This is a genomic window from Pseudomonas sp. 5P_5.1_Bac1 (assembly GCF_025466015.1).
In the GTDB taxonomy this organism is placed as follows: domain Bacteria; phylum Pseudomonadota; class Gammaproteobacteria; order Pseudomonadales; family Pseudomonadaceae; genus Aquipseudomonas.
In genome coordinates this window covers 23,493-48,092 of the sequence record NZ_JANLNX010000103.1, presented here as the reverse complement: position 1 = coordinate 48,092, position 24,600 = coordinate 23,493, and the positions used below count along the sequence as shown (strand labels likewise).

The 24,600-nt window shown below is 64.3% G+C and carries 17 protein-coding genes; 13 read left to right on the top strand and 4 right to left on the bottom strand.

Features of this window, described 5'->3' with window-relative positions:
- Positions 1 to 53 precede the first annotated feature (53 nt).
- The 3 genes from NTD82_RS21960 to NTD82_RS21950 all read right to left on the bottom strand — a co-directional run bounded on the left by NTD82_RS21960 (position 54) and on the right by NTD82_RS21950 (position 2,227).
- Entirely contained in the window at positions 54 to 425 is a 372-nt protein-coding gene (locus NTD82_RS21960; RefSeq protein WP_095156044.1) for a translation initiation factor Sui1, read from the bottom strand.
- 195 nt (positions 426 to 620) lie between these two features.
- Positions 621 to 1,157: an NUDIX hydrolase gene (locus NTD82_RS21955; RefSeq protein ID WP_262130209.1), complete on the bottom strand. Its 537-nt coding sequence runs from the start codon at positions 1,155 to 1,157 to the stop codon at positions 621 to 623.
- Entirely contained in the window at positions 1,157 to 2,227 is a 1,071-nt protein-coding gene (locus NTD82_RS21950; RefSeq protein WP_095156119.1) for a DUF2333 family protein, read from the bottom strand. The genes NTD82_RS21955 and NTD82_RS21950 overlap by 1 nt, the downstream gene beginning before the upstream one ends.
- Positions 2,228 to 2,508: 281 nt before the next feature.
- On the opposite strand from NTD82_RS21950, the gene NTD82_RS21945 reads away from it, so the two are divergent.
- The 6 genes from NTD82_RS21945 (at position 2,509) to accC (ending at position 10,613) form a co-directional block, all read left to right on the top strand.
- The gene (locus NTD82_RS21945) at positions 2,509 to 4,125 is read left to right on the top strand and encodes a diguanylate cyclase (protein ID WP_095156042.1); all 1,617 of its coding nucleotides are present in this window, start codon (positions 2,509 to 2,511) and stop codon (positions 4,123 to 4,125) included.
- A 106-nt stretch (positions 4,126 to 4,231) separates the two neighbouring features.
- Positions 4,232 to 6,193, top strand: a complete 1,962-nt coding sequence (locus NTD82_RS21940; protein ID WP_262130208.1) for a methyl-accepting chemotaxis protein — start codon at positions 4,232 to 4,234, stop codon at positions 6,191 to 6,193.
- A 98-nt stretch (positions 6,194 to 6,291) separates the two neighbouring features.
- Complete coding sequence (locus NTD82_RS21935) at positions 6,292 to 8,070, top strand: protein-disulfide reductase DsbD (protein WP_262130207.1); 1,779 nt, start codon at positions 6,292 to 6,294, stop codon at positions 8,068 to 8,070.
- Between the two features lie 176 nt (positions 8,071 to 8,246).
- Positions 8,247 to 8,699, top strand: a complete 453-nt coding sequence (gene aroQ, locus NTD82_RS21930) for a type II 3-dehydroquinate dehydratase (protein ID WP_095156039.1) — start codon at positions 8,247 to 8,249, stop codon at positions 8,697 to 8,699.
- An 88-nt stretch (positions 8,700 to 8,787) separates the two neighbouring features.
- Positions 8,788 to 9,252 (top strand): acetyl-CoA carboxylase biotin carboxyl carrier protein, encoded by a 465-nt coding sequence (accB, locus tag NTD82_RS21925; RefSeq protein WP_095156038.1) that lies wholly within the window; start codon positions 8,788 to 8,790, stop codon positions 9,250 to 9,252.
- Between the two features lie 17 nt (positions 9,253 to 9,269).
- Positions 9,270 to 10,613, top strand: a complete 1,344-nt coding sequence (gene accC / locus NTD82_RS21920) for an acetyl-CoA carboxylase biotin carboxylase subunit (RefSeq protein ID WP_095156037.1) — start codon at positions 9,270 to 9,272, stop codon at positions 10,611 to 10,613.
- 69 nt (positions 10,614 to 10,682) lie between these two features.
- On the opposite strand, the gene NTD82_RS21915 is transcribed toward accC, so the two are convergent.
- The gene (locus NTD82_RS21915) at positions 10,683 to 14,588 is read right to left on the bottom strand and encodes a dermonecrotic toxin domain-containing protein (protein ID WP_262130206.1); all 3,906 of its coding nucleotides are present in this window, start codon (positions 14,586 to 14,588) and stop codon (positions 10,683 to 10,685) included.
- A gap of 183 nt (positions 14,589 to 14,771) precedes the next feature.
- Here NTD82_RS21915 and prmA point away from each other — a divergent pair, with 183 nt between their 5' ends.
- The 7 genes from prmA (at position 14,772) to NTD82_RS21880 (ending at position 24,596) form a co-directional block, all read left to right on the top strand.
- Entirely contained in the window at positions 14,772 to 15,650 is an 879-nt protein-coding gene (prmA, locus tag NTD82_RS21910) for a 50S ribosomal protein L11 methyltransferase (RefSeq protein WP_262130205.1), read from the top strand.
- Positions 15,651 to 15,689: 39 nt separating this feature from the next.
- On the top strand, positions 15,690 to 17,051 hold the full coding sequence (locus NTD82_RS21905; RefSeq protein WP_262130204.1) for a DUF3426 domain-containing protein: 1,362 nt from the start codon (positions 15,690 to 15,692) through the stop codon (positions 17,049 to 17,051).
- A 220-nt stretch (positions 17,052 to 17,271) separates the two neighbouring features.
- Complete coding sequence (dusB, locus tag NTD82_RS21900) at positions 17,272 to 18,285, top strand: tRNA dihydrouridine synthase DusB (RefSeq protein WP_262130203.1); 1,014 nt, start codon at positions 17,272 to 17,274, stop codon at positions 18,283 to 18,285.
- Positions 18,282 to 18,602, top strand: a complete 321-nt coding sequence (fis, locus tag NTD82_RS21895; RefSeq protein ID WP_003186237.1) for a DNA-binding transcriptional regulator Fis — start codon at positions 18,282 to 18,284, stop codon at positions 18,600 to 18,602. Before dusB ends, fis begins: the two co-directional genes overlap by 4 nt.
- A gap of 79 nt (positions 18,603 to 18,681) precedes the next feature.
- The gene (purH, locus tag NTD82_RS21890; RefSeq protein ID WP_095156032.1) at positions 18,682 to 20,283 is read left to right on the top strand and encodes a bifunctional phosphoribosylaminoimidazolecarboxamide formyltransferase/IMP cyclohydrolase; all 1,602 of its coding nucleotides are present in this window, start codon (positions 18,682 to 18,684) and stop codon (positions 20,281 to 20,283) included.
- Positions 20,284 to 20,387: 104 nt separating this feature from the next.
- Complete coding sequence (gene purD, locus NTD82_RS21885) at positions 20,388 to 21,683, top strand: phosphoribosylamine--glycine ligase (RefSeq protein WP_262130201.1); 1,296 nt, start codon at positions 20,388 to 20,390, stop codon at positions 21,681 to 21,683.
- Between the two features lie 135 nt (positions 21,684 to 21,818).
- A complete protein-coding gene (locus NTD82_RS21880) occupies positions 21,819 to 24,596 on the top strand; it encodes a hybrid sensor histidine kinase/response regulator (RefSeq protein WP_262130200.1) in 2,778 nt (925 codons plus the stop codon).
- The last annotated feature ends 4 nt before the right edge of the window (positions 24,597 to 24,600 follow it).

Here is a 24,600-nt window from a genome sequence, read left to right as displayed (position 1 = left end):
GGCCCTGCGCCCGCCCTGCACAAGCTGCGGACACGCAAGAGCGAGGCAGGCGATCAGCCGCCGGATTTTTTCGCTTTGAAACCCTGCTTGATCAGCTCGGCCAGCAACAACTCGACATGGTCGCCCTGGATTTCGATGACGCCGTCTTTCAACGCGCCGCCTGTGCCGCAACGCCGTTTCAGCGTGGTGGCGAGGTCCTTGAGCTGTTCGGCTGGCAGCGGGACGCCGCTGATGGTGGTCACCGTCTTGCCGCCGCGACCTTTGCTTTCGCGGCGCACACGGGCGATGCCATCACCTTCGGGGATGACCGTCTGCTTGCAGATGCAGGCATCGATGGGTTTGCTGCAGTCCGGACAGTGCCGACCTGCATCAGTGGAGAACACCAGGCCGCCGAGGGCGGAAAATGATGAGGCTTTCTTGGCCACTTTTGATCCTCTGTGTTGAGGACAAAAACTGGTCGCTGTCCCTGGCAGGACATCGACCGCGAAGCCCCACTCTGGCAGGGGCAGCGCACCTGCCGTGAGCGGGTCGCGGCAGGGTGAAAAAGGCCGCGCAGTGTAACGGCAAATGCGCCGGTTGCTAAGTACAGAACTGCGCCATTTTGGGCGATTTTCGCGACGTCAGGCTTGACGGTCGAAAACCCGGTTCAGGGCAGCCAGGGAGTCGGGGCAATACGGCAGGTGGCGGGACTCTTCGTGGATCACTTCGAGATTGACGAAGCGGGCTTCGCTGACCTCTTCCGGCTGCAGTTGCAAAGGCCCGTCCCAGACGGCCGAGAACACCGAACACCAGAGCCGGTTGCCCGGCTGGTCGAAGAAAAAGTGGTCATGGGCGCGCAGCTCGACGCCACTCACCCCCAGCTCTTCCGCCAGTTCCCGCGCCGCCGAGTCGGCGTATTCCTCGCCCGCCGCGACCATGCCGCCCGCAGCCACATCCCAGTAGCCGGGATAAATGGCCTTGCTCAGCGTGCGCTTATGAACGCACAACTGACCGGCGCCGTTGAACAGCAGGATGAAGGTGCAGCGGCCGATGAGGCCACGCTCGCGCAACTCGGCGCGCGGCAACTCGCCGAGCAGGCGGTCATCCTCATCGACCCAGGCAACCCGTTCCAGGTCCGAGGCGGCCCGATGCGCCGCCTCCGCTTCGCTGATGCTCATCAGCCCTGGGACAGCAACTGGCGCAGGTCGATGACTGCGGCGTTGGCCCGGGAAATGTAGTTGGCCATGACCAGCGAGTGGTTGGCCCACATGCCGAAGCCGCTGCCGTTGAGCACCATCGGGCTCCACAGCGCTTCCTGCGAAGCTTCCAGCTCGCGGATGATCTGCCGCACGCTGACGGTTGCGTTCTTCTTCGCCAGCACGTCGGCGAAGTCCACCTCGATGGCACGCAGCAGGTGCGACAGCGCCCAGGCCTGACCGCGGGCCTCGTAGAACACGTTGTCGATCTGCATCCACGGGGTTTCAACCAGCTCTTCATCCAGCTGCGGTGCCTGACCCGCGACCACCGCCTCGGTTTTCAGGGTGCTGTTGAGCTTGACCCGGCCAACGCTGGCCGACAGGCGCTGCGACAACGAGCCCAGACGGGTGGCGACATCGCCCAGCCAGTTGTTCAGGTTGTCGGCGCGGGTGTAGAAGATCGCGCCCTTGTCAGCGGCGGCCAGGCGAGCCTGATAGCGGCTCAGGGACTTGATGCCTTCTTCGAACTCGGACTCGCTCGACGGCAGGATCCAGCTCTTGTTGTCGAAGTTGAAGCGCGGCTCGGCCTTGGCCAGATCGGCGTCTTCGGTCGATTGCGACTGCGAGCGGGCGAAGTCCTTGCGCAGGGCGCGGGACAGATCGCGGACCTGGACCAGCACGCCGTATTCCCAGCTCGGCATGTTGTCCATCCACAGTCCCGGCGGGAAGCGGTCGTTGGAGATGTAGCCGCCCGGCTTGTTCAGCAGGGTGCCGGCGACAGTCTTGAGGGTTTCGATGGTGGTGTAGCCGATCACCATCTGCTGGCCGCTCTGCTCGGCGGCGATCTGGGCGTTCTGCTGCACGGGGAACAGCGCGGGCTCCTCGCTCCAGTACCAACCCAGGCCGACCGTCACCAACAGGTACAGGCCGATCACTACCGCCAGCGAACGGCTGAGCAGGCCGCGGAAATAGCTGTCTTTCGGCGTGGAACGACCAGCGCTGCGCTCCTCGCGCGCTTCGGCGCTGCCCGTACGGTTTTTCCAGTCAAGCATGGCGTTGTCCTTATCGGTCAGGGGCATTTCCAGGGTTCGACCGCAACCTCCGGGCATTGGTGCCGACGCATCGACGATTGTCGGAAAATGCGCGGGCGCCGGGGCGGCCTGAGTGTCAGCACTATAAAGCAAGGGCAGAGGATCGCATAAACGACTCACGGGTCAGGAACTGAATTGTTCTCCGGCGTCAAAAAATTGATGCAGGGCACTCGTTTGCTCAGAAAGTGGTGCTAGCATAGAGCCATCACTCGAACTGCCTCACCTTTATAAGTAGTCAGGACATGACCGAGCCAGAAGACCCGAATCGCGAGCGACTAAAGCAACACTTTGCCCAGCGGGTCATTCATCAGGCCCGGCAGATCCTCGAGATCTGGCAGCGACTGCAACGCAGCGAATGGTCCACCGGCGACCTGGGCGAACTGTGCGAGGCCAATCTGCGCCTGCAACGTTACGCCGTACGTTTCGAGCAACCGGAACACAGCCTGCTGGCCGACGCCATCGGCGAGGTGCTGGACGCGGTCGAAGCCAACAGCGCGCGGCTGAGCAGCAACCTGATCAGCGAACTCAACCGCCTGATGCAGCGCCTGTCGCGCACCGGCCTGCGTCAGGGCGACCGCCTTGAACAGACGCCGCTGCCACCGCTGCGCAAGCCGGTCTACATCATGCTTCAGGACCATGACCGGGCCGAGCGCCTGGTCAAGCAACTGGAGTTCTTCGGCCTGGGCGTGGAAGCGCTGGACTGTGCCAACGCCTTCAACGCGTCGATGAGCGAGCGCCTGCCCTCGGCGATCGTCATGGACGTGGATTTCGGCGGTCCCGGCCAGGGCCTGAAGCTCGCGGAACAAGCCCAGCAAGGTCTGGAACAGCGCGTGCCGCTGCTGTTCTTCAGCCTGCATGAAACCGATACCCCGACCCGCCTCGCGGCAGTGCGCGCCGGTGGCCAGGAATTTCTCACCGGCACCCTCGAAGCGTCGAGCCTGCTGGAGAAAGTCGAACTGCTCACCAGCGTCGCCCAGTACGAGCCGTTTCGCGTCCTCATCATCGACGACTCCCGCGCCCAGGGCCTGCACACCGAGCGCCTGCTGAACAATGCCGGCATCGTCACCCGCACGCTCACCGATCCGATCCAGACCATGGCCGAGCTGGCCGATTTCCAGCCCGACCTGATCATCCTCGACATGTACATGCCGGCCTGCACCGGCGCCGAGCTGGCCAAGGTGATCCGCCACAACGACCGCTACGTCAGCGTGCCGATCATCTACCTCTCCGCCGAAGACGACCTGGACAAGCAACTCGACGCCATGAGCGAAGGCGGCGACGACTTCCTGACCAAGCCGATCCGCTCGCGCCACCTGATCACCACCGTGCGCAACCGTGCCGCCCGCGCCCGCAATCTGAAATCGCGGATGGTTCGTGACAGCCTCACCGGCCTCTACAACCACACTCACATCCTGCAACTGCTCGAAGACTGCAGCTTCCGCGCCCGCCGCGAGAGCCTGCCGCTGAGCTTCGCCATGCTCGATATCGACCACTTCAAGAAGGTCAACGACAGCCACGGGCACCCCATGGGCGACCGGGTGATCAAGAGCCTGGCGCTGTTTCTCAAGCAACGCCTGCGCAAGACCGACTTCATCGGCCGCTACGGCGGTGAAGAGTTCGCCATCGTCATGCCTAATACCGACGTCGGCTCCGCGCACAAAGTGCTCGACGAGATCCGCCGGCGCTTCGCCGAGATCCACTACCCCGCCCAGCCGCAGGACCTGTTCTGCACCTTCAGCGCCGGCGTGGTGGAACTGAATGACGAACTCGACGCCCTGAGCATGGCCACCGCCGCCGACGAAGCGCTGTACCGCGCCAAGGCCGCCGGGCGCAATCGGGTGCTGCGGGTCGAGACATGAAATCAAATGGCCACTTTTTTTACCGAACGGCCCGCCTCGTCATAACCCCGTCATAAAAACGCAATAAGTTCAGTGGCTTGCCATCCAGCCGTTGGTAGTCACGCACATGCGCCTCAAGCTGCTCACCAATCTGAACACCCTGTTACTGGTCCTGGTCTGCCTCGCCCTGGGCGCCACCTTGTGGTGGTCGCAACGCGCGCTGGAGCGACCCTATCTGCTGATGGAGCGTTACCTGGGCCTGTCCCAGCAGTTCCAGAACGAGGTGGCGCGCAACATCCAGACCTACCTCGCCAGCGGCGACGCCCTGCAACATGCCACGGCCCTGCAGGCCACCCAGCAGTTGCAGGAAGAACTGGGCCAACTGCCGGCCGAACTGGCGCAAAGCGTGCGCCCGAGCCTGGACAGCCTGGCCACCTTCACCAGCAATGAACTGTTGGCCGCCGGCAAGCTGGCCGGGGATCCGCAGGCCCTGCTGCTGCAGGCCGAACGCGAACTGGGCGCCAACCTGGAACAGTGGCTGCGCTACAGCCAGAACAGCCAGAACAGCGAAGCGACGCGCTATACCACGCCGCTGTTCGAAGCCGGGCTGCACCTGAGTCGCCTGTCCCTGGCCCGCGACAAGCTGGTCAGCAGCGGCCGCAGCGAGCTGGCCGAGGAAGTCGAACGGGAACTCAACCTGATTGCCGGGCAGGCGCGCATTCTCGATGGCCTGCCGCTGCTGGGGGTCAAGGAAGCCAGTGCCTCGGGTTCCGACGATTTCGCCTCCATGATGGGCCTGGAAAGCGAGAGCAAGAGCGAGGCAGAAGACACCGCCGTCGGCCTGCGCCGCGAACTCAACAGCCTGATCAGTCGCTACCCTGCGGAACTGCAACGCACCCGCGAGCAGATCCAGCGCCGCGGTGAGCTGGCGGCTACCACTCAATCGCGCATCGCCGCTGTGCAGCAGGCCATCGCTGATCTGGAGCCCGGCGTACGCAGCCAGCACGCCCAGATCCAGAGCGAAGTGCGCCTGATGCAAGGCGTCATGATCGCTCTGATTCTGCTGATCGCCCTGGTGATCGACCGCCTGCAGCGGCGTCTGGCGCGGGTACTGACCAACCTCGACCCGGCGCTGTCGGACTGGGCCAGCGGCGACTTCAGCAAGCCGATCGCCCTGCCGCCCAGCAACCGCGAGATGCACGACATTCAGGATTCCCTGAACCGCCTGCGCGACTACCTGGTGGAACTGGTGGGGACCATCCGTCATAACGCCGAACAGGTCGCCGGCAGCAGCCACGCCCTGGCCGGCATGAGCAGCGCGCTGCACGACGGCGCCGAGCGCCAGGCCGGCGATACCGCGCAGATTCGCGATGCGCTGGGTGAACTGGAAGCCACGATCGTCCAGGTCGCAGGCGATGCCAGCCAGGCCGCCGACGCCAGCCGCCAGGCCGGTGAAGCAGTGGAACAGGGCCAGGCCGTGATCGGCCAGAGCCTGACCGGGCTGCGCAAGCTGGTGGACGAAGTGCAAGGCAACGCGCAGATGATCGAAGAACTGGCCCAGGAGTCGGCGACCATCGGCGGCGTCCTGACGGTGATTCGCGCTATCGCCGAGCAGACCAACCTGCTGGCCCTGAATGCCGCGATCGAAGCGGCGCGGGCCGGCGAAATGGGCCGCGGCTTCGCCGTGGTGGCCGAGGAAGTCCGCTCACTGGCGCAGCGCACCACAGGCGCCACGGGGGAGATCCAGACCCTCATCACCCGTCTGCAACAAGCGGCGCGCGAGTCGGTGGACGGCATGCGCGCCCAGCTCGAACACGCCGAAGCCACCGCCAATCAGGCCCAGGCCGCCGATGGTGCGCTGGATGAAATCGTCACTGCGATCCAGACCATCGCCGACACCGCCGAGCGCATCGCCGATGTCACCGCGCAGCAGAGCGGCGCGGTCAGCGAGATCCGCGATCACAGTGAACGGATTCATGGTCTGGGTGAGGACAATTTGCAGCGGATCGGCGAAGGACGGGATCAGGGTGAGCAGTTGTTGAGGCTTGGTGGAGAGCTGAATACGGCGGTTCGGGCGTTCCGTTTGTAGGTGGCTTTCGGGCCTAATCGCTGCGGTTCGGCCCTCAACAACACAGCAATCCCCAGACTCCGCTATCATGCGACCACCTCCGCACCCGCGAGACCATCATGCGTCGTCTGCTCTGCCTCCTGCTGCTGGTCCTGGCCATGCCCGCCGTGGCCACCGGCCTTTTCGACAGCCGCCCCAGCGCCACACTGGGCGCTTCTTCCCTGAACAACAGCGCCGATTTCCTGCCGGTGCGCGAAGCCTTCAAGCTCAACCTGATCCAGGGCGACGCCCAAGGGATCAAGCTGCGCTTCGTCGCCAGCGAGGGCTATTACCTCTACCGCCACCGCTTCCAGTTCCGCACCGAACCCGCCGACATCGTTCTGGGCAGCGCCCAATTGCCGCAGGGCGAGGCCAAGCACGATGAGTTCTTCGGCGATGTCGAGGTCTACCACGGCATCCTCGATATCGACCTGCCGCGCACCGACGATAAACGCCCGTTCACCCTGCTGGTGACCTACCAGGGCTGCGCCGACAAGGGCCTGTGCTATCCGCCGGAAACCGAGCGCCTGAGCATCGCCGGCGTCGGCGCGGCAACACCGGTTACCAGCGGCGCCCCGGTCGCAACCGAGAGCAACTGGAAAAGCCTGCTGCTGTTCTTCCTCGCCGGCGTCGGTCTGACCTTCACCCCCTGCGTGCTGCCCATGCTGCCGATCCTCTCCGGCGTGGTGCTGCGCGGTCAGGTCGGCGGCTGGCGCGGCCTTGCGCTGTCGCTGGCCTACGTGCTGCCGATGGCCGCCTGTTTCGCCCTGCTCGGCGCTTTGATGGGCCTGTTCGGCGCCGGCCTCAACCTGCAGGCACGCCTGCAATCGGTCTGGGTGCTGGTGCCGTTCTCGCTGTTCTTCGTGGCGTTCGCCCTGGCCATGTTCGGCCTGTTCGAACTGAAACTGCCGCAAGCCGTGAGCAACCGTCTGGACCGTCTCGCCGGGAATACCAAAGGCGGCTCGCTAGTGGGCGCGGCGGTTCTCGGCGTGGTCTCCAGCCTGCTGGTCTCGCCGTGCGTGTCTGCACCACTGGCGGGCGCCCTGCTCTATATCAGCGCCAGCGGCGACGCCGTCGGCGGTGCGCTGAAACTCTTTGCCCTGGGCTTGGGCATGGGTGCCCCGCTGCTGCTGGTGGCGACGGGCGGCGCGGCCTGGCTGCCGAAAAGCGGGCCTTGGCTGGTCACGGTGAAAAACGCCATCGGCGTGCTGTTGCTGGGCCTGGCGATCGGCCTGCTCAGCCGTGTTTTGCCCGGCCAAATCACGCTGTTGCTGGTGGGCTTGCTGGCCGCGGGTGTGGCGCTGTTCCTCGGCGCCCTCGAGTTCATCCCGAAAACCCCACGCCAGCGTCTGGCACAACTGCTCGGTCTGGTGCTGATGGTCTATGCCCTGGCCTGCTGGTATGGCGCGCTCAGCGGCCAGAGCGATCCGCTGCGACCACTTCCGGTCAGCGGCAACGCCGTGACCGCGCAGCCAACAGCGAGCGACACCTGGCAAACCATCAGCAGCCCCGCCGAACTGGACCGGATGCTGGCCGAGGCGAAAGCCGCCGGCCAACCGCTGGTGCTGGACTGGTACGCCGACTGGTGCATCAGTTGCAAGGTGATCGAGCATGAGGTGCTGAATGCGCCGAACGTGCTGCCATTGCTCAAGGAATACCGACTGGTTCGCTTCGATATCACCCAGAGCAGCGCCGAACAACGCGCCCTGCTGGATCGCTATCAACTGTTCGGCCCGCCCGCGCTGTTGTTCTTTGCGGCGAACGGCAGCGAAAAAACCGAGGCAAGGGTGGTCGGGGAGACCAACGCCGGCGAATTCGCCGAGCATCTGCAGCGCATCCGCGCCGATCTGCGTCTATAACTGCTGGGGCCATTAAAAAACCGCCACCAATGACCGAACTTAACAAAATAGTCACATATTTTGCGTGAATCTCGGTCATCGTGCTGGCTATTGCAGTTAACTGGACAGTGCTCGGCTCTTTGCGGCATAGTCGCCGCGCTTGTATTCATGTCCGACAAAAATCAAAGGATGCGCAGATGGCGACACTACTGGTGCTGCACGGCCCCAACCTGAACCTGCTCGGGACTCGCGAACCCGGTGTCTACGGCGCCGTGACCCTGGCGCAGATCAACCAGGACCTGGAGCAGCGTGCCCGCGCCGCCGGCCATCATCTGCAATACCTGCAAAGCAACGCCGAATACGAACTGATCGACCGGATCCACGCCGCGCGCAACGAAGGCGTGGACTTCATCCTGATCAATCCGGCTGCTTTTACTCACACCAGCGTCGCATTACGTGACGCATTGCTGGCGGTGAGCATCCCATTCATCGAAGTGCACTTGTCCAACGTGCACAAGCGCGAGCCGTTCCGTCACCACTCCTACTTTTCGGATGTTGCCGTAGGAGTGATCTGCGGTCTGGGCGCCAGCGGTTACCGACTGGCCCTGGAATCCGCCCTGGAACAACTGGCCGCCGCCGCAAAATCCTGAATAACGCGAGCCTGGCCATCGCCAGGCTTACAAGAACGTTTGAATCACGTTCATACGCCCCTGACCGAACCTTGGGAGTTGATGATTAATGGATATTCGTAAAGTCAAGAAACTGATCGAGCTGCTGGAAGAATCTGGCATCGACGAGCTGGAAATCAAGGAAGGCGAAGAGTCCGTGCGCATCAGCCGCCACAGCAAGACTCCAGCCCAGCAGTACTACGCGCCGGCTCCAATGGCCGCCGCTCCTGCACCGGCTCCTGTCGCTGCCGCTGCCGCCGCTCCGGCTGCCGAAGCTGCCGCTGCCGCGCCAACCCTGAAAGGCACCGTGATCCGCTCGCCAATGGTCGGCACCTTCTACCGCAAAGGTTCGCCAACCTCGCCTGCCTTCGTTGAAGTCGGCCAGAGCGTGAAGAAAGGCGACACCCTGTGCATCGTCGAAGCGATGAAAATGATGAACCACATCGAAGCCGAAATCGGCGGTGTCATTGACGCCGTTCTGGTAGAAGACGGCCAGCCGGTTGAATACGACCAGCCTCTGTTCACCATCGTTTGAACCGCGGAGAGCCTGCGATGTTGGAAAAAGTTCTGATCGCCAACCGCGGCGAAATTGCCCTGCGTATCCTGCGAGCCTGCAAGGAACTGGGCATCAAGACCGTCGCCGTACACTCCACGGCCGACCGCGAGCTGATGCACCTGGGCCTGGCTGACGAGTCCGTGTGCATTGGCCCGGCGTCGTCCAAGGATTCCTACCTGCACATCCCCGCGATCATCGCCGCGGCCGAAGTGACCGGCGCCACCGCCATTCACCCTGGCTATGGCTTCCTCGCGGAAAACGCCGACTTCGCCGAGCAGGTCGAGAAATCCGGATTTGCCTTCATCGGCCCGAAAGCCGACACCATTCGCCTGATGGGCGACAAGGTATCGGCCAAGCACGCCATGATCCAGGCCGGCGTTCCGACCGTACCGGGCTCCGACGGCCCGCTGCCGGAAGACGAAGAAACCGCGCTGGCGATCGCCCGCGAGGTTGGCTACCCGGTGATCATCAAGGCCGCCGGTGGCGGTGGTGGTCGCGGCATGCGCGTTGTGCACAAGGAAGAAGACCTGATTTCCTCGGCCAAGCTGACCCGCACCGAAGCCGGTGCAGCGTTCGGCAACCCGATGGTCTATCTGGAGAAGTTCCTGACCAACCCACGTCACGTGGAAGTTCAGGTCTTGTCCGACGGCCAGGGCAACGCCGTACACCTGGGCGACCGAGACTGCTCCCTGCAGCGCCGTCACCAGAAAGTACTGGAAGAAGCACCAGCACCCGGTATCGACGAAAAAGCCCGTCAGGAAGTCTTCGCCCGCTGCGTCCAGGCGTGCGTCGAGATCGGCTACCGTGGCGCCGGCACCTTCGAGTTCCTCTACGAGAACGGTAGCTTCTACTTCATCGAGATGAACACCCGCGTGCAGGTTGAGCACCCGGTTTCGGAGATGGTCACTGGCATCGACATCGTCAAGGAGATGCTCAGCATCGCCGCTGGCAACAAGCTGTCGTTCACCCAGGATGACGTGGTGATCCGCGGTCACGCCCTGGAGTGCCGGATCAACGCCGAAGACCCGAAGAAGTTCATTCCGAGCCCAGGCAAGGTCAAGCACTTCCACGCTCCGGGCGGCAACGGCGTTCGCGTCGATTCGCACCTGTACAGCGGCTACACCGTACCGCCGAACTACGATTCGCTGATCGGCAAGCTGATCACCTACGGCAAAGACCGCGACGAAGCCATGGCGCGCATGCGCAATGCCCTGGACGAAATCGTGGTTGACGGGATCAAGACCAACATCCCGCTGCACCGTGATCTGGTACGTGACGAAGCCTTCTGCAAGGGCGGCGTCAACATTCACTACCTGGAACACAAGCTGGCCTCGGAATAACGAGCCAGCCGCCTCCAGCGGTCGAATGGAAAAAGCCCCGCACGGATTCCGTGCGGGGCTTTTTCGTTTTCAGCGGGTCAGTGTGGTCAGCAGCAAGGCCTGGGCATCGACCAGGGCGGAGCTTGCGAGCGCGCCGTCCAGATTACGCACCGAACCGTCGGAGCGCTGCACCAGCGGCTCCTGACGGAAGCGCGCCATGAAGCGTTGGCCACGCCGGGCCATCATCCCCCTGCCGCCCTGGCTGGCCTCGCGCAGGATCGGCTCGACCACCTCTTGCACCGCATTGCGGGTGGTGGTGAACACCGTGGTCGCACCCTCGGCCAGATCGAGCCGGACCCCGTAAATGTTGCCCATGCACGACGAATAGGACCAGTGATCCCAGTTCGCCTGGATGCCCTTTCGCAGCAGTGCCGACCTGAGCGGCCCGCCGATATCCGCACCACCGGACAACCAATCGCCGCCTACCAGCGTGGCCCTGACCGGCTCGTGTCCTGCGCCGCGGCCTATGCGCGCCAGCGCGCTGGACAAGGCGTCATCGACCAGTGCGCGGATGTTGTGATCGACGTGGATCACCGCCCCCGTCCGTGTCGTCGGGTTGTACAGGCACGCCACCACGCAGCTCTGGGCATTCAATGAATACAGGTAGTTGTCGCTCGCGCCCGCATCAAACCGGGCGATCACGCCCTCGCCCTGAAGCGCCCCGCGAGCTGGCAGCGGACGGGTCCGCGCGGGGAACGCATCGGCGATACGCCGTATCTGCCCCAGGTTGTGAACATCGTTGCCGCCACCCCGAAGCCCGACCTGAGGATTGAACGACCAGCGCCCCCGAAGATCCCGGCGAATCGGCATTTTGTACTGTGCCGCCGGGTAGCGCGGATCGACCAGGCGCAGCGTCTGGTTATCCAGATCTGCTACCACCTCGAAGTACTTGCCCTTGTGGAGAATATGCAGCCGTCCCCCGTCGGGCCCGGTTGACGGGCCTTGGTACAGGCCGCCCAGCAAACCGTCCTGCTCCAGACGGCGCAGGTTTCCGGGGTTGCTCTTCAAAGCCTGATGCTGATCCAGAACGTCGAACAGTCCACGCCCGGCATGCTCACTCGACCTGATGCCCCCAAGTCTTGTTTTCCGCACCGCCACCCAGGCGCCCGGCAGCGCGACGCCCCACAGCCCCAGGGCAACATCGAGCCAATGTTGCAGGGCGCCCGCCGCATCATCGTCGCGGTGCGCGGTAATCGCCTTGCTCGCACCGAGCACCACAAAGACCGCATCAAGGGCGAACCCCAGCGGCGGAAACACCAGGCTCAATGGCAGGGCGGCATACACCAGTCCCTTGGCGACCAACTCGGCGATAACGTCGTGACGACTGGTGGTCACCGCCTCGACATCATCGATGTGGCGCTGCAGGTAATCGTCGTATTCGTCGAGAAAGTCTTCGACCCGGCTCGCCTCACGCAGCGCATCACGCGCCGCCTCGCCCTTGGCCAATTGAGTGAGCCGGCGGGAAGCGGCCGGATGGTCGGCATAGCGCAGGTGCGAGAGGAAGTAATCCTGCAGGGCGCCAGGACCGGCGCCGGTAAAACGCCCGTAGTCGCGCAGGACGATGCCATCCGGCGCTTGCGGCGTGTACAGCCAGTCCTGCGCCACGCCGCCATCGACCTCCCGGAACACGTAAAGGCCCACGGCCTGCCGCCCATTGATCGCGAGCCTGAACACGCCGCTGCTGGTCGCAACGTCCTCCGCGGCCCCGCGCCCCCGCGCAGGCTGGCGCCGTGAGAGCCCCTCGACAGCACTCGCCAGGCGTTGCAACTGCAAGGGCGTCAGCCGACCCTTGGCATGCGCGACGTGAACATCCCGCCGCATCGTTGCCTGGACCAGTGCTAGACGTAATGCCCGACGCTCGGCGTAGATCGGCTGTGACGAATCGAGGAACCCTGCGCGAATCGACTGCACGAAACGATCCCCCAGAAAAGCCCCGCGCAGATACGGCGCCAACTCCGCTGCCCGCAATTGGCTCAGGTCCTGCCCGACCGAAGAACGGACCGGCATGTGTGGGTTATCCAGTCCCCAGTTGTCGTCGTAGCCATACATGGCCAGATCCAGCAGCGAGCGAGTGATGCCGGGCGTCGAATCGGCAAGGCCGGGTTTGAAATCGAACAGGATGGTTTGCGGATCAACCTCGCCCTCCATCTGGTGCCCGCGCAGATACGCATCGATGTCAGCCGTGATGGCGCGCTTGGCAAACGCCTGAAAAGTCTCCTGCCCGGCAACCGCCTGTTGCAGCGCATCGTTGAGCAGGTGCAGGTCTTCGTTGAGGCCGGCGATTACCTGACGCTGTGCCAGGGGCAACGCACCGAACCAGGCGGGCGCCTCCTGCGTTTCCACACGGGAAAGATCATGAGCCTTGCGCAAGGCAACGAGCGCCTCGCAGGACTCCCGGTAGCCAAACGGTGCACGGCGATGATCGCGTTGAACATCCCAGTGGTCGGCACGCTCCACGACCTTGTCGAAAAACACCTCGGCCCGCTGCCGCTGAACGCCATCGACCAGTCCCAGCAGATACTCACGACCGGCTTCATCGCCCAGCCAGCCACCCAGCTCGATAGCCACCGCCCGCAGGGAAGGCAGCTCGATCCACACCTGCCCATCGGGCTTGCCGGGCGCATACAGCACCAGCGACTCCGGTGCTTGATCGCCCTTTTGCACATGAAACAGCAGGAGATCCGCCAACGGCAGATCCGGCAGCAACGAAACGCCGACCACCTTCTCGCCCGGCTCCGCCGCAGCGACACCGTTGGACTCTCGAATACGCAGCACCCGCTCCAGACCCTCGGCACTCAGGTGCCCTCGGCAGCGCGCGACAAACGCGGTCTGCTGCAAGCGCGCATCGTAGAGATCGAGGAGCGCCACCGTCAGTTCAGGGTGGTCATGACGCTCGCTGAGTCGCGCCCGGTATTCCCCGCGCGGATCGACGGTTTGCAGCAGGGATTCCAGAAATGCCTGGGCGAGCGGCGCGTGAGACGCCTTGGGGTCGTGGTGTAGCGTTCTGGTTTTTTGCGGGCCCGGCGCAAAGGGGCCCTCGGCCACCAGCGCCGTCAGCGAAGTGACTCGAGCCACGGGAGAAGACGCCGCGTTGCCACGGGTTTCCACCTGCAGGCGATCCGGCTCGATATCGATACCCAGCGTGGCGCGCGCGTGGTCGATGATCGCTCGCCGGGCAAAGGCGTGCAGCGAGGTGACGTCATCCAGCAAGTGCTGGACTTGCCCCTCCAGAAACAGGCTGCGTTGCTGAAACGCGCGCAAGATCGAAAGGTCGGCCTCGCCCAGCGCGGCGAACCAGTCACCGAAGGCGGAAGGGGTCAGGCGCCGAACCATCGAGCGCTCGGCATCGGGCAGTCCGTCACCGGCCTCGAACGACGCCTGCCAATGCTCCTCAAGCGCCTCGATACGCTGCGCCAGGGTCACGCCATCCAGTTGCTCCAGGCTCTCCGGCAGAAACAACGCATCAATGCTGGCGCAGTGAGCCTCCAGCCGTTGCAGGAAAAGACTGCCGACAGACGAGGTTGGCTCGAGGTCGTCCGGGCGTGCCGCCCAGCGCTGCCGCAGCGCACGCTGGTAATCGTCGACCACCCCGCCCGCGACACCTTCGATCACCTGCACCAGCACCTCGTAGGGTTCGGCATCCGCTTCACTGTCCGCTGCTTGCGGCCAGCGCAGCGGCCCTCGCAGGTTGCCGTCGTATGTGGCCACCTGCCCATCAATCAGGCGTTGCAGCAACGCCTCGAACAGCGCCTCGAGAAACGACGGCGCAACATCACCTTCCGGGAAATAGGTACGCAGATGCACCCTCAGGTGATCACCCGCGATTTCGGCGAAGGTCAGCCGGTCCGCCCAGAAACCTTCGGTCCAGGTCGCCCAGCGGGTTACCTGCACCAGCGACGCTCCGGCCACCGCAGACGATTGCAGATTGTTTTCCATTGTCTGGCTCCTCACGAAGGAAAGGAGCGAGCGTGCGGCAGGGGTAAAGGCGCCGGGTAATAGATAGTTAGGACGCAATCGATCCACGCCACCCGCCGCCTGTTATCCACTTTGCGGCCTAGCTGGCGTACACTGCCCGGCTTTCACAGCACTACGCTGAACCACCCTGGTGAAGGTACCCCAATGCCCTGGTTACAAGTTCGTCTGGCCATCACTCCGGAACAGGCCGAAACCTATGAAGACGCCCTGCTGGAAGTGGGCGCGGTTTCCGTGACCTTCATGGACGCCGAAGACCAGCCGATCTTCGAGCCAGACCTGAACACCACGCCGCTGTGGTCCAACACCCACCTGCTGGCGCTGTTCGAAGCCGACGCCGAGCCGGAAGCAGTGTTCGCCCACCTGCAACTGCTGACCGGCGCCGAGTTGCCCGAGCACCATGCTGAGGTCATCGAAGACCAGGACTGGGAACGCAGCTGGATGGACAACTTCCACCCAATGCGTTTCGGCCAGCGCCTGTGGATCGTGCCGAGCTGGCACGCCGCGCCGGAACCTGGAGCAGTCAACCTGCTGCTGGATCCGGGCCTGGCGTTCGGCACCGGCACCCACCCGACCACCGCGCTGTGCCTCGAATGGCTCGACGGTCAGGACCTGAAAGACACCCAGGTCCTGGACTTCGGCTGCGGCTCCGGCATTCTCGCCATCGCCGCACTGCTGCTGGGCGCTCGCCGTGCCGTCGGTACCGACATCGACGTGCAGGCCCTCGAAGCCTCGCGTGACAACGCCGGGCGCAACGGTGTTGCCGAAGCAGACTTCGAGCTGTACCTGCCCGAGCACATGCCGGCCCAACAGGCCGACGTGCTGGTGGCCAACATCCTCGCCGGCCCGCTGGTCTCGCTGGCGCCGCAACTCAGCGGCTTGGTGCGTCCGGGCGGCCTGCTGGCGCTCTCCGGCATCCTCGCCGAGCAAGGCCAGGAAGTGACCGCGGCCTACGCAGCAGACTTCGACCTGGACCCGATTGCCGAGCGCGATGGCTGGGTACGCATCAGTGGTCGCCGCCGTTAACTGCACTAGACTGGTTCTCATCCCACCCCGGATCGCCGCATGACCGACAGTTTCGTCACCCAGTGCCCGCATTGCCAGACCAGCTTTCGCGTCAGCCACAATCAACTGAGCGTGGCCCGCGGTGTCGTGCGTTGCGGCAACTGCCTGCAGGTGTTCAACGCCGCCCGCCAGTTGCTTGAGCAGAGCGCCGCCCAGCAACCGCCGGTCGCTCCTGCGCCCGCCGATGAACCGCAGGCGGTCGAGCCTGAGCGGGTAGTGCCGGTCGATACCGTCGAAGCCCTCGCCCTTCCCGTCGAAGAACCTGTGCCCGCTCCCGAGCCGGCGCCGGCCCCGCCGGCGAAGAGCTGGAGCAACGTCGATCTGGACCTCGACCACCTCGATCTGGACCGCGAACTGGCCCGCCTGGAGCAGCGCGAGATCCAGCCGAGCGTCGACTTCCACGCCGCCCCACGCCGGGAAGACAGCCTCAGCGCCAAGCGCGACGATGCCAACAACGACGATCTGCTGGAGGCTGGCCTGTTCAGCACCCCGGCGTCGGAGCGCGAGCCGGACGAGCCGTCCCTGGACGAGCCGCTACTGCAACTCGAAACCCGTGAGCCGGACGAGCAGCCATCGCCGGGCGACCGCACCGAGCCTTCGTTGTCGCTGGACCTGCCCGAGCCGGAAGAAACCCCGCCCGTGCGCAGTCACGTGATCGCGGACGAAGACGACGACCTGCCGGATGCCGGCACCCGTCTGTCGGCCCGGGATGACGACGACCTCGACCAACGCAACGATCACGACGACGAGCCCACGCTTAGCGAGCGGCGCGACCCGGAACTCGGCGCCATCGCCGAGCCCGACCGTCCGGCACGCAAGGAATCACTGGTCGATCTGGTCGACGACCCGCTGCAACTGGACTGGCAGAAGCCGCGTAGCAACCTGGGCCGGCGTCTGCTGTGGCTGTTCCTGATACTGCTGGCCGCCGCCGCGCTGGCCGGCCAGTACATCGCCTATCACTTCGACGAACTGGCCCGCCAGGACCAGTACCGCCCGTGGTTCCAGCAGGTCTGCCCGACACTGGGCTGCGAGGTGCCGTCCAAGGTCGACATCGCCCGAATCAAGAGCAGCAATCTGGTGGTGCGCAGCCATCCTGACTTCAAGGGCGCACTGGTGGTGGACGCGATCATCTACAACCGCGCGCCCTTCTCCCAGCCGTTCCCGCTACTGGAACTGCGCTTCGCCGACCTCAACGGCCAACTGATCGCCAGTCGTCGCTTCAAGCCCGCCGAGTATCTCAGCGGCGAGCTGGCCGGCAAGGCCGAGATGCCCAGCCAGACGCCGATCCACATCGCCCTGGATATCCTCGATCCGGGCCCGAAGGCCGTCAATTACAGCCTCAGCTTCCGCTCCCCGGAGTAAAAGCAGCCGCAAGTTGCACGCTTAAAGCGGCAAGAAAGAGCCGATCGCACGCGATCCTGCTGCCTTTTGTCGCTTGAAGCTTGCCACTTGAAGCAGGTCGCGCCAGCGGCCGAGTTGTTCAGATTTTATCCAGATTCATCTTTATCCGGTCATCGAGAGCGGGTATCATGCCCACCCTTTTTCGAACTCTAATGATCCGGCCCCACAACAGGGAACTCCTATGTCGGCGGTACGCATCGGCCCATACACACTGCAAAACAACCTGATCCTTGCCCCCATGGCCGGGGTCACGGACCAGCCTTTTCGTCAGCTCTGCCGACGAATGGGCGCAGGCCTGGTGGTGTCGGAAATGGTCAGCAGCGACATGAGCCTGTGGAACAGCCGAAAGTCGCGCCTGCGCATGATCCACGAAGGCGATCCCGAGCCACGCTCGGTACAGATCGCCGGCGGCGACGCGCAGATGCTCGCCGCGGCGGCCCGGGCCAATGTCGAACTGGGCGCCCAGATCATCGACATCAACATGGGTTGCCCGGCAAAAAAAGTCTGCAACAAGGCCGCAGGCTCTGCTTTATTGAAGGATGAAGCATTGGTCAGCGAGATTCTCCACGCGGTGGTCGCCGCCGTGGATGTCCCGGTGACCCTGAAGATCCGCACCGGCTGGGACCGGGCGAACAAGAACGGCCTGACCGTGGCGAAGATCGCCGAGCAGGCCGGGATCCAGGCGCTGGCCGTCCATGGCCGCACCCGCGCCGACCTGTACACCGGCGAAGCCGAGTACGACACCATCGCTGCCATCAAGCAGGCGGTGTCGATCCCGGTTTTCGCCAATGGCGACATCACGTCGCCGCAAAAGGCCCGGACCGTGCTCGACAGCACCGGCGTCGACGGCCTGTTGATCGGTCGCGCCGCCCAGGGCCGGCCATGGCTCTTTCGCGAGATCGAGCACTACCTGCGTACCGGCGAGATACTGCCGGCGCCGGGGCTGGAGGAAGTGGAACGGATTCTGCTGGAGCACCTGGCAGCGCTGCATGCCTTCTATGGCGATGTGATGGGCGTGCGAATCGCCCGCAAGCACGTTGGCTGGTACTTGGCGACGTTACCGGGGGCCAAGGAGTTTCGCGCCCGGTTCAATCGTTTGGAAGACACACACGCGCAATGCGCCGACGTTCGCCTTTTCTTCAGCGAACGTGAACAGAGCCTTGAGACAGAGGACGGACAAGGGGTGGCCGCATGACGATGATGACCGAGACTTTAGTGAGTGGAACAACGCCCGTGAGCGACAACGTCAACCTGAAACAGCACCTCAATACCCCCAGCGAAGAGGGACAGACCCTTCGCGGAAGTGTGGAAAAGGCGCTGCACAACTATTTCGCGCACCTCGAAGGCGCTGCTGTCACGGACGTGTACAACCTGGTGCTCTCTGAAGTCGAGGCGCCCCTGCTCGAAAGCGTGATGAACTACGTCAAGGGCAACCAGACCAAGGCCAGCGAGCTGCTTGGACTGAACCGAGGCACCTTGCGCAAGAAACTCAAGCAGTACGACCTGCTGTAAGCATGAATCCCAACCAAAAAGGCGACTCCCACAGTGAGGTCGCCTTTTTTGCTGACTCCACCGCGTTATGGAATCTGAAATGACCGACCAGACTACTCGCCTGCCGATCCGCCGTGCCTTGATCAGCGTTTCCGACAAGACCGGGATCCTCGAATTCGCCCGTGAGCTGCAAACGCTCGGCGTCGAGATCCTGTCTACCGGCGGCACCTTCAAGCTGCTCCAGGACAACGGCGTCGCCGCGGTCGAAGTCGCCGACTACACCGGCTTCGCGGAAATGATGGACGGCCGGGTCAAGACCCTGCACCCGAAAATCCACGGTGGCATCCTCGGCCGTCGCGGCACCGATGACGCCATCATGCAGGAGCACGGGATCAAGCCGATCGATCTGGTCGCCGTCAACCTGTACCCGTTCGAAGCCACCATCTCCAAGCCGGGTTGCGACCTGCCGACCGCCATCGAGAACATCGACATCGGCGGCCCGACCATGGTCCGTTCCGCGGCCAAGAACCACAAAGACGTCGCCATCGTGGTCAACGCCAGCGACTACGCGAACGTGCTGGAAAGCCTCAAGGCCGGTGGCCTGACCTACGCCCAGCGCTTCGACCTGATGCTCAAGGCCTTCGAGCACACCGCGGCCTATGACGGCATGATCGCCAACTACATGGGCACCGTGAACCAGTCCGCCGAGACCCTGAGCACCGAAGGCCGCAGCGAATTCCCGCGCACCTTCAACAGCCAGTTCATCAAGGCCCAGGAAATGCGCTACGGCGAGAACCCGCACCAGAGCGCGGCGTTCTATGTCGAGGCCAAGCCGTCCGAGACGGGCATCGCCACCGCCGTGCAACTGCAAGGCAAGGAACTGTCGTACAACAACGTGGCCGACACCGACGCCGCGCTGGAATGTGTGAAGAGCTTCGTCAAGCCGGCCTGTGTCATCGTCAAGCACGCCAACCCGTGCGGCGTTGCCGTCAGCCCTGAAGGCGGTATCCGCCAGGCTTACGAACTGGCCTACGCCACCGACACCGAGTCGGCCTTCGGCGGCATCATCGCCTTCAACCGCGAGCTGGACGGCGAAACCGCCAAGGCCATCGTCGAGCGTCAGTTCGTCGAAGTCATCATCGCCCCGAGCGTCAGCGAAGAGGCCCGCGCCGTAGTCGCCGCCAAGGCCAACGTGCGCCTGCTGACCTGCGGCGAGTGGTCGACTGAGCGCGCCGCTGCCTGGGACTTCAAGCGTGTGACCGGCGGCCTGCTGGTACAGAGCCGCGACATCGGCATGATCACCGACGCCGACCTGAAAGTCGTGACCAAGCGCGCCCCGACCGAACAGGAAATCCATGACCTGATCTTCGCCTGGAAAGTGGCTAAATTCGTCAAGTCCAACGCCATCGTCTACGCCAAGAACCGCCAGACCATCGGCGTCGGCGCCGGCCAGATGAGCCGCGTCAACTCCGCGCGCATCGCCGCGATCAAAGCCGAGCACGCTGGCCTGCAGGTGCAGGGCGCGGTCATGGCGTCGGACGCGTTCTTCCCGTTCCGTGACGGCATCGACAACGCAGCCAAGGTCGGTATCACTGCCGTGATCCAGCCAGGCGGCTCGATGCGCGACGCCGAAGTCATTGCCGCCGCCGACGAAGCCGGCATCGCAATGGTGTTCACCGGCATGCGCCACTTCCGTCACTGATTTACGGCAATCGGCCGCACTGAAGCAGGCATCTGCTTCAGTGCGACCCCGTACAGCGAATACAAAACGAAGGCATGCCCTTCGGAAACCACTGAGGTTTTGACATGAACGTTTTGATCATCGGTAGCGGCGGACGTGAACACGCCCTGGCCTGGAAAGTTGCCCAGGACCCGCGTGTCGAGAAAATCTTCGTCGCCCCCGGCAACGCCGGTACCGCCACCGAAGCCAAGTGCGAGAACGTCGCCATCGAAGTGACCGCGCTGGAACAACTGGCCGACTTCGCCGAGAAGAACGTCTCGCTGACCATCGTCGGCCCGGAAGCCCCGCTGGTTGCCGGCGTGGTCGATCTGTTCCGCAGCCGCGGCCTGGACTGCTTCGGTCCGACCGCTGGCGCCGCCCAGCTTGAAGGTTCCAAGGCTTTCACCAAGGACTTCCTCGCGCGCCACAAGATCCCGACCGCCGACTACCAGAACTTCACCGAGATCCAGCCAGCCCTGGCTTATCTGCGTGAAAAAGGCGCGCCGATCGTGATCAAGGCCGACGGCCTGGCCGCCGGCAAGGGCGTTATCGTCGCCATGACCCTGGCCGAAGCCGAAGACGCCGTGCGCGACATGCTCGCCGGCAATGCCTTTGGCGCAGCCGGTTCGCGCGTGGTCATCGAGGAATTCCTCGACGGCGAAGAAGCCAGCTTCATCGTCATGGTCGACGGCGCCAACGTGCTGCCTATGGCAACCAGCCAGGACCACAAGCGCGTCGGCGACGCCGACACCGGCCCGAACACCGGTGGCATGGGCGCCTATTCGCCAGCGCCAGTGGTCACCGCTGATGTCCATCAGCGCGTGATGGACCTGGTGATCTACCCGACCGTGCGCGGCATGGCCGAGGAAGGCAACGTCTACACCGGCTTCCTGTATGCCGGTCTGATGATCGACAAAGCCGGTAACCCGAAGGTCATCGAGTTCAACTGCCGCTTCGGCGACCCGGAAACCCAGCCCATCATGCTGCGCCTGGAGTCGAGCCTGATCCTGCTGATCGAGGCCGCACTGGCCAAGGCGCTGGACAAGGTCGAAGCCGTCTGGGATCCGCGTCCGAGCCTGGGCGTGGTGCTGGCCGCCGGCGGCTACCCTGGCGACTACGCCAAGGACGCACCGATCAAGGGTCTGGATGCCGCCGCCGCACTGCAAGGCAAGGTGTTCCATGCCGGTACCGCGCTGAAAGACGGCCAGGTCGTGACCAGCGGCGGCCGCGTACTCTGCGCCACCGCCCTGGGCGACACGGTCGAAGCCGCACAGCAACAGGCCTACCGTCTGGCAGCCGAAATCGACTGGGAAGGCGCGTTCTATCGCAAGGACATCGGCTACCGTGCCATTGCCCGCGAGCGTGGCGAGCATCAGGAGTAACCTGCCTGAGCGGGAGCGCGGCGCCTTTGCGCCGCGGCTCCCGGCTCGTCGTCAGGGCCCGGGCAAAACCTTGCCTTCGGCTTGGCACGCCGCGCATAGTGGTACACCGGCACTCAGCTAGGAAGGGAAATCGTCGTGCGTTGGCTCAGGATTGCCATTGGAACCATCGTCAGCCTGCTGACCCTGCTCTGCCTTTTTCCGGCCATGGCCGAATCGAGCAGCGGCTGGGCGGTCCTGCTCGACGGCCAGGCCAATCTGCAATTGGGCGACATCCGTTCCGAACGCTACCGCAACCAGTTCAGCCCCATCGAACTCAACCAGCTCAACGCCGCCGAGCCCAACCAGGCGCTCTGGCTGCACTACCGGCTGCCTCCCGGCCAGCATGAGCAGGTCATTCGGGTGTTCGCGCCCGACCTCTCGCGTCTCGATCTTTATGTTCTCGACGGCAACAACCTGCTGCAGCAATCGCACAACGGTCGTCGCATCGACAGCGGCCTGCTGACCCTGAGCAGCAGCGATCACCTGCTTTCACTTCCCGCCAGCCCCGTGGCGCTGGACGTTTACCTGCGGCTGGTGTCCGAACACCAGTTGCGCCCCGGCATCAGCCTGTTGCCCGCGGTCGAAGCCGCCGCCGACCAGCGTCGCCCGCTGTTGTTCGGCCTGCTGTTCGGCTGTCTCGGCATGCTGGCGCTGCACAACCTCACCCGCTTCGCCTATTCGCGCTCCACCGCCAGCCTGTGGCTGGCCGGCTACCACCTGCTGATGATGCTCAGCGCGCTGATACTGCTCAACCTCAGTGGCCCGTGGAACCTGTGGCACTCGGCGCAGACGCCCGCGGCCTACCTGACCGTGCTGCTCGCCACCCTCTGCGGGCTAGTGTTCACCCAGCGCTTCTTCGCCCCGCTTGGCCAACCCCGCCTGACCCGCTTGCTGCAGGGCCAGATGCTGCTGGTGGTGTTCTGCGGCCTGCTGCTGTTGTTCGTCGATACCCTGCCGCTGAACCTGATGACCTACGTGCTGGTGGCGCTGGGTTGCCTGAGCATGCTCGGCGTCTCGCTCTATCACTGGTACAAGGGCTTCTCCCCGGCGCGCCTGCTCAGCCTCGGCATGCTGATCTTCACGGTCGGCTGCCTGGTGGTCTTGCCGGCCCTCCTCGGCCTGACCCGCACGCCGACCCAGTGGCTGCTGTTCATCCTGCTCGGCCTTACCGCGTTCAGCGGCCTGTTGCTCAACCTTTCGGTCAGCGAACGCCTGCGCTACATGAACGAAGCGCGCTTCAGCGCCAGCCGCGAGCTGGCCGCGAGCACGGCCGAGATCAACGCCAAGGCCGAATTCCTGGCCAAGATCAGCCACGAAATCCGCACCCCCATGAACGGCGTGCTGGGCATGACCGAACTGCTGCTTGGCACACCGCTGTCAGTCAAGCAGCGCGACTATGTGCAAACCATCCACAGCGCCGGCAACGAGTTGCTGACGCTAATCAACGAGATCCTCGACATCTCCAAGCTCGAGTCCGGGCAGATCGAGCTGGACGACGTGCAGTTCGACCTCAACGCCTTGATCGAGGATTGCCTGGGCATCTTCCGCGCCAAAGCCGAGCAGCAGAACATCGAGCTCATCAGCTTCACCCAACCGCAGGTGCCGCGGGTAATCAGCGGTGACCCGACCCGCCTGCGCCAGGCCATGCTCAGCCTGCTGGACAACGCCTTGAAGAAAACCGACCACGGCGAAATTCTGCTGGTGGTGGCCCTCGATCAACGTGGCAGCAGCCCACGCCTGCGCATCGCCGTGCAGGACTGCGGCGAAGCCATGCAGCCCGCCGAACGCGACGCCCTGTTGCAGGCCGAGCTGCACAGCAAGCACTTCCTTTCCAGCAACAAACTCGGCGGCCACCTGGGCCTGGTGATCGCCAAGCAACTGATCACGCTCATGCAGGGCGAATTCGGCATCAAGACCAGCCACAACCAGGGCAACACCCTGTGGCTGACCCTGCCGCTGGACCCTCAGCGCCTGGAGCAGCCGGCCACCGACCTCGATGCTTCGCTGCGCGGCGCCCGGGTGCTGGTGGTGGACGACAACGATACGTGCCGCAAGGTGCTGGTCCAGCAGTGCGGCGCCTGGGGCATGAACGTCAGCGCCGTGCCGTCGGGCAAGGAAGCGCTGGCCCTGCTGCGGACCAAAGCGCACCTGCGTGACTACTTCGACGCAGTCCTGCTCGACCAGAACATGCCCGGCATGACCGGCATGCAACTGGCGGCGAAGATCAAGGAAGACCCGAGCCTGAACCACGACATCCTGCTGGTGATGCTCACCGGCATCAGCAATGCGCCGAGCAAGATCATCGCGCGCAACGCCGGGGTCAAACGCATCCTCGCCAAACCGGTGGCCGGCTACACCCTCAAGACCACCCTGGCCGAAGAACTCTCCCAGCGCAGCAAGGTGCCGCCACCGGGCTTCATGCCTGCCCAGCGCCCGGCCCCCATCGAGCTGCCCGCCGACTTCCGCATTCTGGTTGCCGAAGACAACAGCATCTCCACCAAGGTCATCCGCGGCATGCTCGGCAAGCTCAACCTGGAGCCGGACACCGCCAGCAACGGCGAAGAAGCGCTCAAGGCCATGAAGGCGCAGCATTACGACCTGGTGCTGATGGACTGCGAAATGCCGATCCTCGATGGCTTCTCCGCGACCCAGCAACTGCGCGCCTGGGAAGCCAGCACCCAGAGCCCGCACACGCCGGTGGTGGCGCTGACCGCGCACATCCTCGCCGAGCACAAGGAGCGTGCGCGCCTGTCCGGCATGGACGGGCACATGTCCAAGCCGGTGGAACTGTCGCAATTGCGTGAGCTGATCGAGCATTGGGTAGCCCGCCGCGAGCAGTCGCGGCCACCCGCCGATGCACCGCTGTCGCACTGATACA